Annotated in this window: 11 protein-coding genes and 1 tRNA gene; 9 read left to right on the top strand and 3 right to left on the bottom strand. The window is 58.1% G+C overall.

The window, feature by feature from the left end; all coding sequences use genetic code 11:
• The first annotated feature begins 12 nt into the window (after nt 1-12).
• Nucleotides 13-654, top strand: coding sequence for an ABC transporter ATP-binding protein (locus tag CBB62_09595; GenBank protein ID OUT42738.1), 642 nt, complete (start codon nt 13-15; stop codon nt 652-654).
• Here CBB62_09595 and CBB62_09590 read toward each other — a convergent pair.
• On the bottom strand, nt 651-3,233 hold the full coding sequence (locus CBB62_09590; GenBank protein OUT42492.1) for a hypothetical protein: 2,583 nt from the start codon (nt 3,231-3,233) through the stop codon (nt 651-653). The genes CBB62_09595 and CBB62_09590 overlap by 4 nt on opposite strands.
• A gap of 346 nt (nt 3,234-3,579) precedes the next feature.
• Here CBB62_09590 and CBB62_09585 point away from each other — a divergent pair, with 346 nt between their 5' ends.
• Nucleotides 3,580-3,987, top strand: a complete 408-nt coding sequence (locus CBB62_09585; protein ID OUT42491.1) for a hypothetical protein — start codon at nt 3,580-3,582, stop codon at nt 3,985-3,987.
• Between the two features lie 37 nt (nt 3,988-4,024).
• On the opposite strand, the gene CBB62_09580 is transcribed toward CBB62_09585, so the two are convergent.
• Nucleotides 4,025-4,099, bottom strand: a tRNA-Val gene (locus CBB62_09580).
• A 153-nt stretch (nt 4,100-4,252) separates the two neighbouring features.
• Between CBB62_09580 and CBB62_09575 the strand changes: the two genes are divergently transcribed.
• From CBB62_09575 to CBB62_09550, 6 genes are all read left to right on the top strand, one after another.
• Entirely contained in the window at nt 4,253-4,741 is a 489-nt protein-coding gene (locus CBB62_09575; protein ID OUT42490.1) for a hypothetical protein, read from the top strand.
• A gap of 135 nt (nt 4,742-4,876) precedes the next feature.
• On the top strand, nt 4,877-5,899 hold the full coding sequence (locus tag CBB62_09570) for a hypothetical protein (protein ID OUT42489.1): 1,023 nt from the start codon (nt 4,877-4,879) through the stop codon (nt 5,897-5,899).
• A 137-nt stretch (nt 5,900-6,036) separates the two neighbouring features.
• Complete coding sequence (locus CBB62_09565) at nt 6,037-7,380, top strand: UDP-N-acetylglucosamine diphosphorylase/glucosamine-1-phosphate N-acetyltransferase (protein OUT42737.1); 1,344 nt, start codon at nt 6,037-6,039, stop codon at nt 7,378-7,380.
• Between the two features lie 5 nt (nt 7,381-7,385).
• Complete coding sequence (locus CBB62_09560) at nt 7,386-9,233, top strand: glutamine--fructose-6-phosphate transaminase (isomerizing) (GenBank protein ID OUT42488.1); 1,848 nt, start codon at nt 7,386-7,388, stop codon at nt 9,231-9,233.
• A 173-nt stretch (nt 9,234-9,406) separates the two neighbouring features.
• Nucleotides 9,407-10,888, top strand: coding sequence for a succinate-semialdehyde dehydrogenase (NADP(+)) (gabD, locus tag CBB62_09555; protein ID OUT42487.1), 1,482 nt, complete (start codon nt 9,407-9,409; stop codon nt 10,886-10,888).
• Between the two features lie 37 nt (nt 10,889-10,925).
• On the top strand, nt 10,926-12,314 hold the full coding sequence (locus CBB62_09550) for a glutathione-disulfide reductase (GenBank protein ID OUT42486.1): 1,389 nt from the start codon (nt 10,926-10,928) through the stop codon (nt 12,312-12,314).
• A 21-nt stretch (nt 12,315-12,335) separates the two neighbouring features.
• Here CBB62_09550 and CBB62_09545 read toward each other — a convergent pair whose 3' ends face one another.
• Entirely contained in the window at nt 12,336-12,530 is a 195-nt protein-coding gene (locus CBB62_09545) for a hypothetical protein (protein ID OUT42485.1), read from the bottom strand.
• A 421-nt stretch (nt 12,531-12,951) separates the two neighbouring features.
• Here CBB62_09545 and CBB62_09540 point away from each other — a divergent pair, with 421 nt between their 5' ends.
• Complete coding sequence (locus CBB62_09540; protein ID OUT42484.1) at nt 12,952-14,343, top strand: 3-deoxy-7-phosphoheptulonate synthase class II; 1,392 nt, start codon at nt 12,952-12,954, stop codon at nt 14,341-14,343.
• The last annotated feature ends 40 nt before the right edge of the window (nt 14,344-14,383 follow it).

The raw sequence follows: 14,383 nt of genomic DNA, 5'->3' as shown, positions 1-14,383 counted from the left end.
AAGGTGGAAACCATGAATGCCGCCCAACCCGGTCTGGTGCTGCGCAACGTGTCGGTTTTACTGCATGGCACGCCATTGCTGACGGTTTCGCTGTCGGTTGCGCCGGGTGAGATCGTCACCATTGCGGGGGCCAGCGGGGCGGGCAAATCAACGCTGCTCTCCTATCTCTGCGGGTCGCTGGGGGGCGGGTTTGTCGGGGCAGGGGATGTGCTGGTCAACGGCGTTGTTGTGAATGGGCAGCCGCCGTGGAAACGCAATATCGGTATCCTGTTTCAGGATGATCTGCTGTTTCCGCATCTGTCGGTTGCGGGCAACCTGAACTTCGCGATCCGGCCCGATGTACGCGCCAAGGCAGAGCGTCATGACCGTATTGCCGCTGCACTCGAGGCCGCCGGTCTGACCGGTTTCGAGAAGCGTGATCCGGCCACCCTGTCCGGTGGGCAGCGCGCACGGGTCTCGGTCATGCGGGTGCTGTTGTCGGAGCCGCAGGTCCTGTTGATGGATGAGCCGTTTTCCAAACTCGATGCCGAAACCCGCGGGCAGTTCCGCGACTTTGTCTTTACTCAGATACGAGAGCGGCAGATACCGACCCTGATGGTCACCCATGACAGCGAGGATGCCGACGCTGCCGGTGGCCGCATCATCAGGCTCTAGTCGCTGTCCTCATCCCGGATTGCCATAATCAGCGAGGCGATATCCGCGAGATCATAGGGCTTGGTAATCAGCCGGGTTGGCGGGAACTGGTCCAGCAGGCTGTCGACTGCGCCATAACCCGTGGCAAGGCCGAAGGGAATGCCCTTCTCATGGAGTGCCCAAGCCACATCATTGCTGATTTCCCCCTCGAGATTGACGTCGAGCAGGCAGAATTCGATCTCTTTCTGGTCGTGCAGATGTTTGGCATTGCTGACATTGGAGGCAATGAATACCCGTGCCGCACCCAGCTTCATCAAATGCCGTTCGGCACCGAGGGCGAGCAGCATGGTGTCTTCAACCAGCAGCACATTGCCGGTCAGCAGTTTTGTTGGCTGTTCCGGGTTGGCCGGGGCTGCCGGGTCTGGTGTGTTGTTCTGTTCCAATTCCTTGGCCCTCACGCGGGTGATATGCGGGTCGGGGATTGTCAGCAAAGCCTGAAATCCATCCTCATGGAAGCTGATATCCGACTTGCCCTGCAGTTCAAACGGTATCGACTGTTCAATGATCGTGCTGCCGAAGCCGCTGCGGGTCGGCGGCTTTACCGTCGGGCCGTCGATTTCCTGCCAATGTATATGAAAACCGCGTTTGCGGGCATCTTTCAGGCTGATTTTGACAACCCCGCTATCATTGGACAGCGCACCATATTTGGCGGCATTGGTGACGAGCTCATGGATGACCAGCGCCATGGTGGTGAATGCCTGGGGCGAGATCAGCACCCCGGTGCCGTCAATGCTGACGCGATCAGCCTGTTGGCCGAGAAATGCTCTGGTTTCCTTCTGGATCAGTTCCTCGATCGAGCTCGGTTCCCAGTTCTTTCTGGTGATCAGGTCATGGGCCTGCGCCAGTGCCTGTATGCGTCCGCCGACAATCCGGGTGAATTGTTCCACATCATCGATGCCGTCATTGCTCTGTACGACCAGATTACGGATCAGTTGCAGGATATTGCGTACCCGGTGGTTCAGCTCGGCAATCAGTATGTCCTGCTGTTTGCGGGCCGCTTCCTGATGTTGTGCCGCCTGATCCTTCATGCGCAGGACAACTTCAAGCATGGTCAGGCGCAGGGCCTCGGCGGCGCGCAGTTCCTGTGGTTGCCATGGCAGCGCCTTGTCATGGCTGTGCTCTTCCCAAGTGGAGAATTGCCCATACGGGGTGGCGGGCTGTTCTTCCCCGGCCATAGGGTTGCTTGCCCAGACGATGCTTCTCGGTACGGCCTTGCGGCAGAACAGCAGGTAATCATGGGATTGGCGTGACAGCGGCAGAACCAGAATCCCGGCAACGCGATCCGCATGTTCCACAGCGGTAGGGAGCAGGGTGCTCAACTGGCTGGTCGCGTAAATCTTGTCTGTCTTCAGCTTCTGGATAACGTCGAGCAGCGGCAGAAATTCATTCAGTGTCAGGCTCTCGCCAATGACGCTGTATTTGTTGCCAGCCCAGCAGATGACGGAATCAAAATCCAGTGCCGTCCGCGCAATATTGGCGATTGCATCGAGACTGTTCTCGATCTGCTCGCCCTTGGCGAGTTCGACCATGATCTTGTCATGGACCCATTTGCTCTGTTCCTGCTCCACCCGATCCCGGGCACGCTCAAGCTCGTTGATGCTGAGGCCGAGAAACTGACCGATCATCTTGGCGGCGGATCTGACTTCGGGGTTCACCAGCATGGGGCTGCGGTGCTGGCAGGCCAGCAAGCCCCAGAGCTGCCCCTCAACAATGATGGCCACGGACAGTTTGGCCGAAATGCCCATGCTGCGCAGATAGGCAAGATGCGCCGGGGAAGAGGCCATCAATTCGCTGACCCCCAGATCAATAGCCGGGCAGGCATCATTTGCCAGCGGCGTAACCGGGATGCTCTCATCATCGATATCGACAATGAAATGGACGAGGTTGCGGCAATAATGGTTTCTCGCCTGTTTCGTTATCGCCGTTGCCGGGTAATGCAGACCGAGAATGGAGGGCATGCCGTCAACCGCTGTCTCGGTAATCACCGAGCCACTGCCGTCATGGGTCAGGCGGTAGACGAGGATGCGGTCATAGCCGGTAATATCCGCCAGCGCCTTAACCGCCTGCTGGCATTTCATGTCGATTGTAGCTGCTTGCCGGATACTGTCGATGGCGGGCTGCAGGCTTTCGGAGACCACGATGCGCTGCTGAGGCATGTGGTGCTCGATATCAATGACAATATTGTCGCCGGACATGCGCGCGGCCATATCGAGCAACCGGCCACCATCGCACAGCTCAATGCCATAATGCCGTTGCGGCAGCTTGCTGTTGCGCAGCTTGTGGAGTGTCCGTTGCATGGTCGCCCATCCTGCGGGGGACAGGATCGCTGACAGATGTGTCCCCGGCTTTATCGGGTTTCGGCTGTCTATGAAGTCATGCAGATTGGCGGAATAATAACCGATGATTGAATCCGGGGTCAGCGCGATAACAGCGCCAAAAGACTGTACCCATCCGGAAGTGTGACTCAAGCCTTGCCCTGTGCTTGCCACGTCAACAGTGTTCTTTGCCGATCTGCATGGTTTCTGCAGGTCAACGGTCATCTTGTAAGGTTTTTGTTATAGCGATAACTGTACCATCATAATGCACAGGTTCGGCTGTTCTCGATAGTAGAAAATTTGGCTGCTGTAAGCATTCATACAAATGAGTGTCTGTTAATTGTATGTGTTCAAAGGATAGTCAGGTCTGGTGCAGATATTTTGCCTGCACAATATAATAAGTACTTAAGCGAATATGCATATTATATTAAGTACATAATAATCCGGTTTCCGCTCTGTCTCGCGGTCTCTCCCTTCCGATCGTGTCTGTACACAACCTCTCAACTGTCTGTGACAGGGGCTGGGTCGATTATGAAAATAGCCTAAACTGCGCGCCTCTGATGGAGGTCTCATGTCGGGCAAGTCGATTTCGGATTATATCCGCGTTCTGGTGGTTGAGGATGACAGCTATCTGCGCGAGGTCATCTGCGATGCCATCAGGCTTTTGGGTATTCGCCATATTCATGAGGCATCCGAGGGTACGGAAGCTCTGTCCATGACTGTTCGGATCAGGCCGGATGTGGTGTTCTGTGACGTACAGATGGACCCCATGGGTGGCTTGGAATATCTGACCAAGCTGCGGCAGGTGCTGGATAGCGAGGTTGCCGGTACGCCCGTTGTCTTCCTCACCGCAACCACAGATGTCACGACGGTTGAACAGGCCAAGAAGCTCAACGCCAGCGGCTTTATCGCCAAACCCCCGAGAGGTGAGGCTCTCAAGGCCGCCATCAACCGCGTGCTCGGCAAGGTGGTTGCCTGAGTTCGGGTGGTATCCTGATCGCTTGTGCTGAAATTAATGGTGGGCGCGACTGGGATTGAACCAGTGACCCCTGCCGTGTGAAGGCAGTGCTCTCCCGCTGAGCTACGCGCCCGGGCCGTGTATGGGCCGGAGCGCTGACTTAGGCTGTCGCTCGCTGCTTGTCAACAAAAGCCCGTCTGTGGAGCAGATGTATGGAACATTTGCCCCGCTTGCTCGTTACCTGAACGAGAGAATAACAAGCGCTCCAGCCATAAGGTGAATACCCATGTCAAACAACGAGGAAAAGCTCTGGCACCTGATCCGGGACATCCATAACTGCATGATGGTGACCAAGGAACCGAGCGGTGCCATGCGTGCCCGTCCGATGCATGCCTTTGTCGAGCCGGAGCGCAAGGAAATCTGGTTCTATACCCGTCTGGATAACGGCAAGAGCATCGAACTGCAGGAAAACGGCGATATCTGCCTGTGTTTCAGCAGCCCATCTGATTCAGACTACATTTCAATCAGCGGCCATGCCTCGCTTGATGATGATCGCCAGATGATTGACAAGCACTGGTCGCCATTCGTCGACGCCTGGTTCCCGGAAGGCAAGGACAGTCCGGTCGTCGGCATGATCCGTGTCGCCGTGGACAAGGGGGAATACTGGGACGGCAAGTCCGGCTCGATTGTCTCGGCAATCAGGATGTTGGTCGCTGCCGAAACCGATGAGATGCCCGATCTCGGCGATCATGGCAAAGTGGCCATCAGTCGGTGATGCCCGGGTATTGCTGCTTTTCTTGACCCCCTTGCTATCACTAACCCTGACGGCTTTGTGAAGCGCGCTACCTTGTGGCCGCAATGTCGTGGTATGTTTTTGACAGGTAATGAAACCGGTTAAACGAGGTCTTGCTTGAGCATTTCAGGGGCAACAATCAATGCGCATGGTGTTTCCGGCCTTTATCATGGTGTGCGCCGGGAAACCCTGAAGCAGGCTCGCGCTGACGATCAACAGGGTAAGTATTATCAGCAGGACCGCTCCATTGCCGCCTCTGCCGGGAATATTTCCCCCGACGTGCCGGTTGGTAAACAGCTGGGTGCTATCCTCATAGAACTGGCAGAAAAGAATGCGGATGCAGAGTCTTCAGCTGCTATTGCGCTCGCTCATGTCGATGTGCGTGATACGCCGGATGGGCGGAAGTTGACCATTGATGCCGCCTGCATGGGTGATTGCGATGTTTATCTGGCGATAAGCCCGGCCGATGGATCGGCACCATCAGTACAGCGGCTGTTTGATGATGTGGACTTTTCAGAACAATTTGACGGCGTTGCGCAGGCCACCAGAAAGCTGATTGCCGGTATCGGCTCTTTGTCTGAGCCTGAAGCCATGTATCAACGGTACAGCGTCAACCTCAAGCCGGGTGAAACAGCGACGGTATTTACCGCCAGTGACGGTTATTGGGACGGCCATGCGGTATTGGCGCACCCTAAGGCCGATGGCTTGAGCGATCAGCAGGCGCATGCGCGCATGACGGGGCAAATTGGCCGGGCTGTGATGCAGGGGCTCGCACATGGCGATGATTCGGCCATGTCTGCAGTTCTGACCGAGGATTTGCTGGAGAAATCCGAGCAGGCCGATATTCCCAATACCGACAACATATCGGCCACGGCAGCGGTCATCCGGCCTGATGGCAAGGCACCGGAAGCGTTCATCATCGGCTCGATTGACGGGGCGGGTGCGATTGGTCCGACCGAAGAAATGGTTGATGGGATGGTGGCCGACATACACGCAAAGCTGGGGCCGAGCCTGCTTGTGGGCAATGACAATCGGCATGATGCCAGCCTGACTGCCGGCCTGGATGATTGGCGTGAACGTCGCCAGCGTAGCGCTGGCTCAAAGCCCGCAGCAACCAGACCGGCATTGGGCAGGCCCTAGCAATATTGCCGCATCACAGCGGTCTGTAATGCACTGCAACAGTTTTTGATTTCCGATCAACCGGGCTGCGTGGCAGTAAGCAGGTCATATCTGTTGACCTGTTTTTCTAGTTCACTGACCGTCCGACCATGACCGATCTGCACATCATCATTCTTGCCGCCGGGCAGGGAACCCGGATGCGCTCCTCGATACCTAAGGTGCTGCACCCGGTTGCCAATCGCCCGATTGTCGATCATGTGCTGGCTGCTGCCGTGCAGGCCGGGGCGGTCTCGATAACCGGTGTTGTCGGCCCGGATATGTCCGAGGTTGCCGCTGCCTTTGACGGGCATAACCTGGCGGTGCAGCAGGTGGCGCAAGGCACCGGCGATGCGGTCAAGGCGGCACTGACTGAAATACCTGTCTCAACGGCTGGAATCGCTGTCGTACTCTATGCCGACACACCGCTGGTGCGGCAGGAAACCATTGATGCCCTGACGGCACCGATCATGGATCAGTCTGCAGCCGTTACCGTCTTCGGTATGGATCTGGCCGAACCCGCCGCCTATGGCCGTCTGGTGACCAATGATGCTGGTGACCTGTTGCGCATTACCGAGGCGCGGGAAGCGGATGAGGCAACGCTCGCGATCACGCTCTGTAATGGCGGTTATATGGCCTTTGACCTCGGTCGCTGCCGGGGGCTGGTCAACAAGATCGATAATCAGAACAACAAGGGCGAGTACTACCTCACCGATCTGGTCGAGCTCGCCAATGATGTGGGACACCGCGCGGTTGTGGTGCAGACCGAGCCGGAAGATGCGCTCGGCGTCAATGACCGTGCCGATCTGGCACTGGTCGAGGCCGTGATGCAGAAACGTCTGCGTGTCGGTCACATGGCCGCTGGCATCACCCTGACAGCGCCGGAAACAGTATTCTTCACCCACGACACGGCACTGGCCGCTGACACGGTGGTTGAACCCCATGTGGTGTTCGGCCCGGGCGTCACAGTCACCGGTCCGGCCACGATCCGAGCGTTTTCCCATCTGGAGGGCTGCGAGATTGCCGAGGGTGTTACTATCGGTCCCTATGCCCGCATCCGTCCGGGCAGCCGGATCGGCAAGGGGGCCCGCATCGGCAATTTTGTCGAGACCAAGAATGTGGAGATGGGCGAGGGGGCCAAGGCCAACCATCTGACCTATCTCGGCGATGCCACGGTCGGGGCCGGGTCCAATATCGGGGCCGGGACGATTACCTGCAATTATGACGGCTATATCAAATCCCGGACAAAAATTGGCGACAATGCCTTTATAGGCTCCAACTCCGCCCTCGTGGCGCCGGTCAGTATCGGTGACGGCGCGATTGTCGGGGCGGGCAGTGTGATTACCAAGGATGTGACGGGCGATGCGATTGCCATTGCCCGCGGTGAACAGGTTGAGAAGACCGGGCGCGCCCCGGCCTTCCGCGAACAGCGCGCGGCTCAGAAAGCCAAGGCGAAGAAGGGTTAGAAACCATGTGCGGTATTATCGGTATTCTGGGGCAGGGCGATGTTGCGCCATCCGTGCTTGAGGGTCTCCGCCGTCTCGAGTATCGCGGCTATGACAGTGCCGGGATCGCGACCCTTGCCAATGGTCATATCCAGCGTTGCCGCGCCTCGGGTAAGATCGTCAATCTGGCTGGCAAGCTGGATGCCGAACCGCTCAAGGGTGATGTCGGCATCGGCCATACCCGTTGGGCGACCCATGGTGCGCCGACCGAGAACAATGCTCACCCGCACGCGACCGATCGTGTGGCCATTGTCCATAACGGCATCATCGAGAATTATCAGGAGTTGAAGGCCGAGCTGGAGCAAAAGCAGCATCGCTTCGACACCGAAACCGATACCGAGATTGTCGCCCATCTGGTCACCGACTACCTGCAGCAGGGGCTTGATCCCGTGGCGGCGGCGAAGGCCAGTTTTGCCCGGCTCGAGGGTGCCTATGCGCTCGTCCTGATCTTTGCCGGTGAGCATGAGCTGATGATTGGCGCACGTCAGGGTACGCCGATGACCATCGGTTATGGCGAGGGCGAGAACGCAGGCTCGATGTATCTGGCATCCGACGCCGTCGCACTCGCTGCCTATACCAACAAGGTCTGTTACCTTGAGGATGGCGACTGGACCGTGATCCGCCGCAGCGGTGCTGAAATCTTCCGCCGCGATGGTGCGAAGGTGGAACGGCCGGTGCGTCAGTCATCCGTAACCGGTGCCATGACCGGCAAGGGCGATTACCGTCACTTCATGCTCAAGGAAATCCACGAGCAGCCGGAGGTGATCGGCAATACCGTCAATGCCCATCTGCATCCCTCGACCGGGGCGGCGGCATTCGAGGATTTCGAGTTCGATTTTGCCAATCTGAACCGCCTGCACATCACCGCCTGTGGCACCGCCTTCTATGCCGGTCTCGTCGCACGCTACTGGTTCGAGGAAATCGCCGGACTGCCGACCGAGGTAGATATCGCCTCGGAATACCGTTACCGCAACCTGCCGGCGACCGAAGGCTCGGCGACGCTGGTGATCTCGCAATCGGGTGAGACGCTGGATACGCTGGAAGCATTGCGTTTTGCCAAGGGGCAGGGGCAAAAGACCCTCGCCGTGGTCAATGTGCCGGAAAGCACCATGGCACGGGAAGCGGACCAGACCGTCTATACCCTTGCCGGGCCGGAGATCGGCGTTGCCTCGACCAAGGCGTTCACCACCCAGCTGGCCACGCTTGCGTGTCTCGCCATGTATGCCGCACGCAAACGGGGCCGGATCACCGAGGCGCAGGAACGCTCGCTCTCTGCCGCCTTGCGCGAAATTCCGGCGCGGATTTCCGATGTGCTGCACCATGATGATGCAATCAAGGACATTGCCGCCGACCTGATCTCGGCCCATTCGGTACTCTATCTTGGCCGTGGCCGCTCCTATCCGATTGCCATGGAAGGCGCGCTCAAGCTCAAGGAAATCTCCTATATCCATGCCGAGGGCTATGCCGCTGGCGAGATGAAGCACGGACCGATTGCGCTGCTCGATGAGAGTGTGCCCGTGGTTGTCGTGGCCCCATCTGACCGCTGGCTGGAAAAGACCCTGTCAAATGTGCGTGAGGCCACCGCCCGCGGTGCCCGCCTGCTGCTGATCGGTGATGAGAAATCGGTCAAGGCACTGGAAGATGTTACCACCTGGTCAATCCCCATGCCGAGCATTCCCTCCGAGGCGGCGTCCTATATGGCGCCCATCCTCTACACCGTGCCGGTCCAGCTCCTCGCCTACCACGCCGCCGTCCTCAAGGGCACCGACGTCGACCAACCCCGCAACCTCGCCAAAGCGGTGACGGTGGAGTGATAATCGCGCTGTGCGTGGAGACCTTTTCGGTTTCTTGCTTCGTATGGCCGCACAGGCCTCTGGCGAATACGGCTTTGCATGCCATATAAGAATGACTGATCTTTTCACCGGCCACGGCGTTTATCGGCTGTGGTCGGCATTTAGCCATAAAAACAAATTCCGGGAGCACCCCCATGGACACCATCGATACCACCCATATGCGTCTGAAACTCAATGACCCGGACCTGTTCCGGTTCAAGGCCTTTGTCGGTGGTGACTGGGTTGAGGCCGATAGCGGCAAGACCTTTGAGGTGACCAACCCCGCGACCGGTGAGGTGATCGGCACCGTGCCGGATATGGGCGAGGCGGAGACCCTGCGTGCGATTGATGCCGCTGACAAGGCATGGCCTGCCTGGCGCAAGAAGACCGCCAAGGAGCGTGCAGCCATCCTGCGCAAATGGAATGATCTGATGCTGGAGAATGCGGAAGATCTGGCCCGGCTCATGACCCTCGAGCAGGGTAAACCTTTGGCCGAGGCGCGGGGCGAGGTTGGTTATGCCGCGAGCTTCATCGAATGGTTTGCCGAGGAAGGTAAGCGCGCCTATGGCGATACCATTCCGACCCATAATCCCGGTGCCCGCATTCTGGTGACCAAGGAGCCGATCGGGGTGACGGCGGCGATCACGCCGTGGAACTTCCCCGCCGCGATGATTACCCGCAAGGCCGCACCGGCCTTTGCCGCCGGGTGCCCGATGGTGGTGAAGCCCGCCGAGGCCACGCCGTTCTCGGCGCTGGCACTGGCCGTGCTTGCCGAACGTGCCGGTATCCCTGCCGGTATCTTCTCGGTCATTACTGGTGATGCGAAAGCCATCGGCAAGGCCATGACCGACAGCCCGATTGTCCGCAAGCTGAGCTTTACCGGCTCGACCGAGGTTGGCCGTATCCTGATGCGCCAATCCGCCGACACGATCAAGAAGGTGTCGTTCGAGCTCGGCGGCAATGCGCCGTTCATCGTATTTGACGATGCCGATCTCGATGCCGCGGTTCAGGGGGCGATTGCCTGTAAATACCGTAATGCCGGTCAGACCTGTGTTTGCGCCAACCGCCTCTATGTACAGGCCGGTGTCTATGACCGCTTTGCCGAGAAATATGCCGAAGCTGTCAAGAACCTGAAGGTTGGTGACGGCTTCGATGACGGTATCGATGTTGGCCCGCTGATCGAGAAGTCGGCGATTGCGAAGGTTGAGGATCATATTGCCGATGCGACCGGCAAGGGTGCCAAGGTGGTAGTTGGCGGTGCGCGGAGTGAGGCAGGTGATCTGTTCTTCCAGCCAACCGTGCTGACCGGTGTGACCAACGACATGAAGGTCGCGAAGGAAGAGACCTTCGGCCCGCTGGCACCGCTGTTCAAATTCGAGACCGAGGAAGAGGTGATCCAGCGCGCCAATGATACCGAGTTCGGTCTGGCGTCATACTTCTACACCCGCGACATGGGCCGTATCTTCCGTGTTTCCGAGGGGCTGGAATACGGCATGGTTGCCGTCAATACCGGCATCCTCTCAACCGAGGTCGCACCGTTCGGTGGGGTCAAGCAGTCCGGTATCGGGCGCGAAGGTTCCCATTACGGTCTCGATGAGTACATGGAAATCAAATACACGCTGATCGCCGGGGTTTGATAGCTCGGGCAGGGATGCCCGACAGGGGAACTGACTAATGGCTTACGATTTTGATTATTTCGTCATCGGCGGTGGTTCCGGTGGGGTTCGTTCCGCACGCATTGCCGCCAAGAACGGTGCCAAAGTGGCTGTGGCGGAGGATCACGACATGGGCGGCACCTGCGTCAATCGCGGCTGTGTGCCCAAGAAGTTCATGGTCTTCGCCGGTCAGTTCCGCCGAATGTTTCAGGATGCCGCCGATTATGGCTGGAAGCACTCTGGCAAGTCCCCCGGCTTCGACTGGCCAAGCTTGCGGGACAAGGTTGCAGCCGAAACCCAGCGCCTAAGCGGGCTGTATCAGAAGGGCCTCGACGGTGTTGAGGCAACGGTGTTCCATGCCCATGCCAAGATCACCGGCCCCCATGAGGTTGAGGTGGATGGCAAGACGGTTACCGCCAAACACATCCTGATCGCCGTTGGCGGCGAGCCGTTCATGCCGGAAATACCGGGGATCGACCATGCCATCAGCTCGGATGAGATATTCCATCTGAAGGAGTTTCCGAAACGTCTCGTGGTTAATGGTGCCGGTTATATCGGTCTTGAGTTTGCCAGCATATTCAATGCGCTGGGCAGCGAGGTTACGGTTGTCTATCGCGGATCGGAGGTGCTGCGCGGCTTCGATCACGACTTACGCCATCAACTTTGCACGGACCTTGCGGAAGCGGGCATAAGCTTCAGATTCAATGAGAATATCACCGAACTTGAGGAACAGAAAAACGGCCTCAAGGTGCATCTGACCGACGGCAAGAGTCTTGAGGCAGATCAGGTGCTGTTTGCCATCGGTCGCCGACCACGGGTTGAGGGGCTTGGCCTCGATACGGCTGGGGTTATGACCGACGACAAGGGCGCGATCATTGTCAATGAGGGCTATCAGACCAGCGTGCCGTCGATTTACGCGGTTGGTGATGTGACCAACCGGGCCAATCTGACCCCGGTGGCGATCCGTGAAGGTCACTGGCTGGCTGATCAGTTGTTCGGTGAGGGCGGCAATAACCGTCTCGACTACGCCATGGTCACCACCGCCGTTTTCACGACGCCGGAGTTGGGCACGGTTGGATTGAGCGAAGAGGACGCGATTACAGCGGCTTATGAACTGGACATCTACCGGACAAAATTCCGGTCAATGCGCTACGCTTTCTCCGATAACAAGCCGTATACAATGATGAAACTGGTGGTCGATAAAGCCAGCCGCCGGGTGCTCGGGGCTCATATGCTGGGCGAGAACGCCGGCGAGATCATTCAGACGCTGGCGGTCGCCATTACCATGGACGCTACGAAGGAGCAGGTGGATGCGACCGTTGCGTTGCATCCGACCGTTGCGGAGGAGTTTGTCACGATGCGTGAACCCGCCGCCTCAACATTGAGTGCCAAACAGGCGGCGGAATAGGTTTGTTTCCGTATCAGGTGATCAGTGAATCACGCCGGGATTATGCAGAACATTGACAATGCCGAGATAGGCAGTCTCGAGTTGTTGCAGTCGGAACTTCTCGGTGCGGTTCATGCGTTCCTTGCGTTCATCGAGGTCGACGAGCACGCGTGAAGCCTTGGTAAGATCGCCTTGAACCAGTGCCTGTTCCAGATCACTAAAATGGTTGCCGTACATGGGGTTAGCCACTCCCTGCTAATGTGTTCCACAAACTTATCCCCAAATAAGCCCGGGTTATTTTTGTGCCTTGCCTAGCCCTGGAATCACTGACTTCGCCGCAAGATTTGCGACGAAGTCAGAATGATAACAGATAACTATCTGTAAAGGCACGCGAATTTACCCGCGCCCAACTCTCCTACCCACGAAGAATGATTGGAGTATGAATCACTCGGCGAATCGTGACTAGAGTCGGCGAATCGAAACGCCAAACTTATCCACATGATCATGGCATTCCGGCAACAGAGCCGATAAGCTGGGGTGCAACAGATGGCTGTAATGCAGTGCAAGCGCTGGACTTGGCGGCGATGACGGCTAATATGCGCCGCCCGCTTTGATGATCAGCGCGCGAACAGAATTCAGATAAAAACGAGACCAACAGATGACGAACAAGACCTGGAGCCCATCAAGCTGGCGTACCCATGAGGCAAAACAGATGCCCAGCTATCCCGATGCCGCCGCATTGGAAGCTGTTGAGGGCAAGCTTGCCAAACAGCCGCCGCTGGTCTTTGCCGGGGAAACCCGCCGCCTGCGCTCACAGCTCGCCCGCGTTGCCAAGGGTGAGGCGTTCCTGCTTCAGGGCGGTGATTGCGCCGAGAGCTTTGCCGAGTTCAGCGCTAACAATATTCGCGATACCTTCCGCGTCCTGCTGCAGATGGCGGTCGTGATGACCTTTGCCGGTTCCATGCCGGTCGTGAAGGTTGGTCGTCTGGCCGGGCAGTTCGCCAAGCCGCGTTCATCGGATGACGAGACCATCGGCGATACCACGCTCCCGAGCTATCGCGGTGACATCATCAACGGTTTCGAGTTCACCGAGGAAGCCCGCATTCCCGATCCCGAGCGGATGCTGAATGCCTATCATCAGTCGGCCTCGACCCTGAACCTGCTCCGTGCCTTCGCACAGGGCGGTTATGCCGATCTGCATCAGGTGCATCAGTGGAACCTCGGATTCGTGTCTGAGAGCCCCGCCGGTGACCGCTACCGCGATCTCGCCAACCGTCTGGACGAAACCCTGCGCTTCATGGCGGCCTGTGGCATTACCTCCGAGACCACGGCACCGATCCGTGAGACCGATTTCTATACCTCGCATGAGGCGCTGCTGCTGCCTTATGAAGAGGCGCTGACCCGTGTGGATAGCACCAGCGGCCATTGGTACGACGTTTCCGCCCACTTCCTGTGGATCGGTGAGCGTACCCGCCAGCTTGACGGTGCCCATGTGGAATTCCTGCGTGGTGTGCGTAATCCGATCGGTCTGAAGGTCGGCCCGACCATGACCCCGGATGAGCTGATGCGCATGATTGATGCGCTGAACCCGCTCGACGATCCGGGCCGTCTGACCCTGATCACCCGTATGGGCCATGACACCCTTGCCGGTGAACTGCCGAAGCTGGTTGAGCGCGTGAAGGCTGAGGGCCGTTCCATCGTCTGGTCCTGTGATCCGATGCATGGCAACACGATCAAGGCGGCATCTGGCTACAAGACCCGTCCGTTCGACCGGATTATGACCGAAATCAAAGCATTCTTCGCGGTTCACCGTGATCTTGGCACCCATCCGGGCGGTATCCATATCGAACTGACCGGTCAGGACGTGACCGAATGTACCGGTGGGGCACAGGAGATTACCGATGACGGTCTCTCCATGCGTTACCACACCCATTGCGATCCGCGTCTGAACGCCAATCAGGCTCTGGAAATTGCCTTCCAGGTGGCTGAGGATCTGGCGGCCCTGCGTCAACCGGTGGCCGATCAGGTTCCCAACGTTGCTGCGCAATAAGCATTTCCGCTGAGGATTAAGGAGAGCGGCCATGGCGGAT

Origin of the sequence: Micavibrio sp. TMED2 (assembly GCA_002168225.1) — a bacterium.
Lineage (GTDB): Bacteria > Pseudomonadota > Alphaproteobacteria > TMED2 > TMED2 > TMED2.
This window is presented reverse-complemented; position numbering and strand designations above follow the sequence as displayed.

What these genes read in the sequence shown, in the direction of transcription:
- CBB62_09595 (OUT42738.1), top strand. Translation starts at nt 13, where the DNA reads ATGAATGCCGCCCAACCCGGTCTGGTGCTGCGCAACGTGTCGGTTTTA.
- CBB62_09590 (OUT42492.1), bottom strand. Translation starts at nt 3,233, where the DNA reads ATGACCGTTGACCTGCAGAAACCATGCAGATCGGCAAAGAACACTGTT.
- CBB62_09585 (OUT42491.1), top strand. Translation starts at nt 3,580, where the DNA reads ATGTCGGGCAAGTCGATTTCGGATTATATCCGCGTTCTGGTGGTTGAG.
- CBB62_09575 (OUT42490.1), top strand. Translation starts at nt 4,253, where the DNA reads ATGTCAAACAACGAGGAAAAGCTCTGGCACCTGATCCGGGACATCCAT.
- CBB62_09560 (OUT42488.1), top strand. Translation starts at nt 7,386, where the DNA reads ATGTGCGGTATTATCGGTATTCTGGGGCAGGGCGATGTTGCGCCATCC.
- gabD (OUT42487.1), top strand. Translation starts at nt 9,407, where the DNA reads ATGGACACCATCGATACCACCCATATGCGTCTGAAACTCAATGACCCG.
- CBB62_09550 (OUT42486.1), top strand. Translation starts at nt 10,926, where the DNA reads ATGGCTTACGATTTTGATTATTTCGTCATCGGCGGTGGTTCCGGTGGG.
- CBB62_09545 (OUT42485.1), bottom strand. Translation starts at nt 12,530, where the DNA reads ATGTACGGCAACCATTTTAGTGATCTGGAACAGGCACTGGTTCAAGGC.
- CBB62_09540 (OUT42484.1), top strand. Translation starts at nt 12,952, where the DNA reads ATGACGAACAAGACCTGGAGCCCATCAAGCTGGCGTACCCATGAGGCA.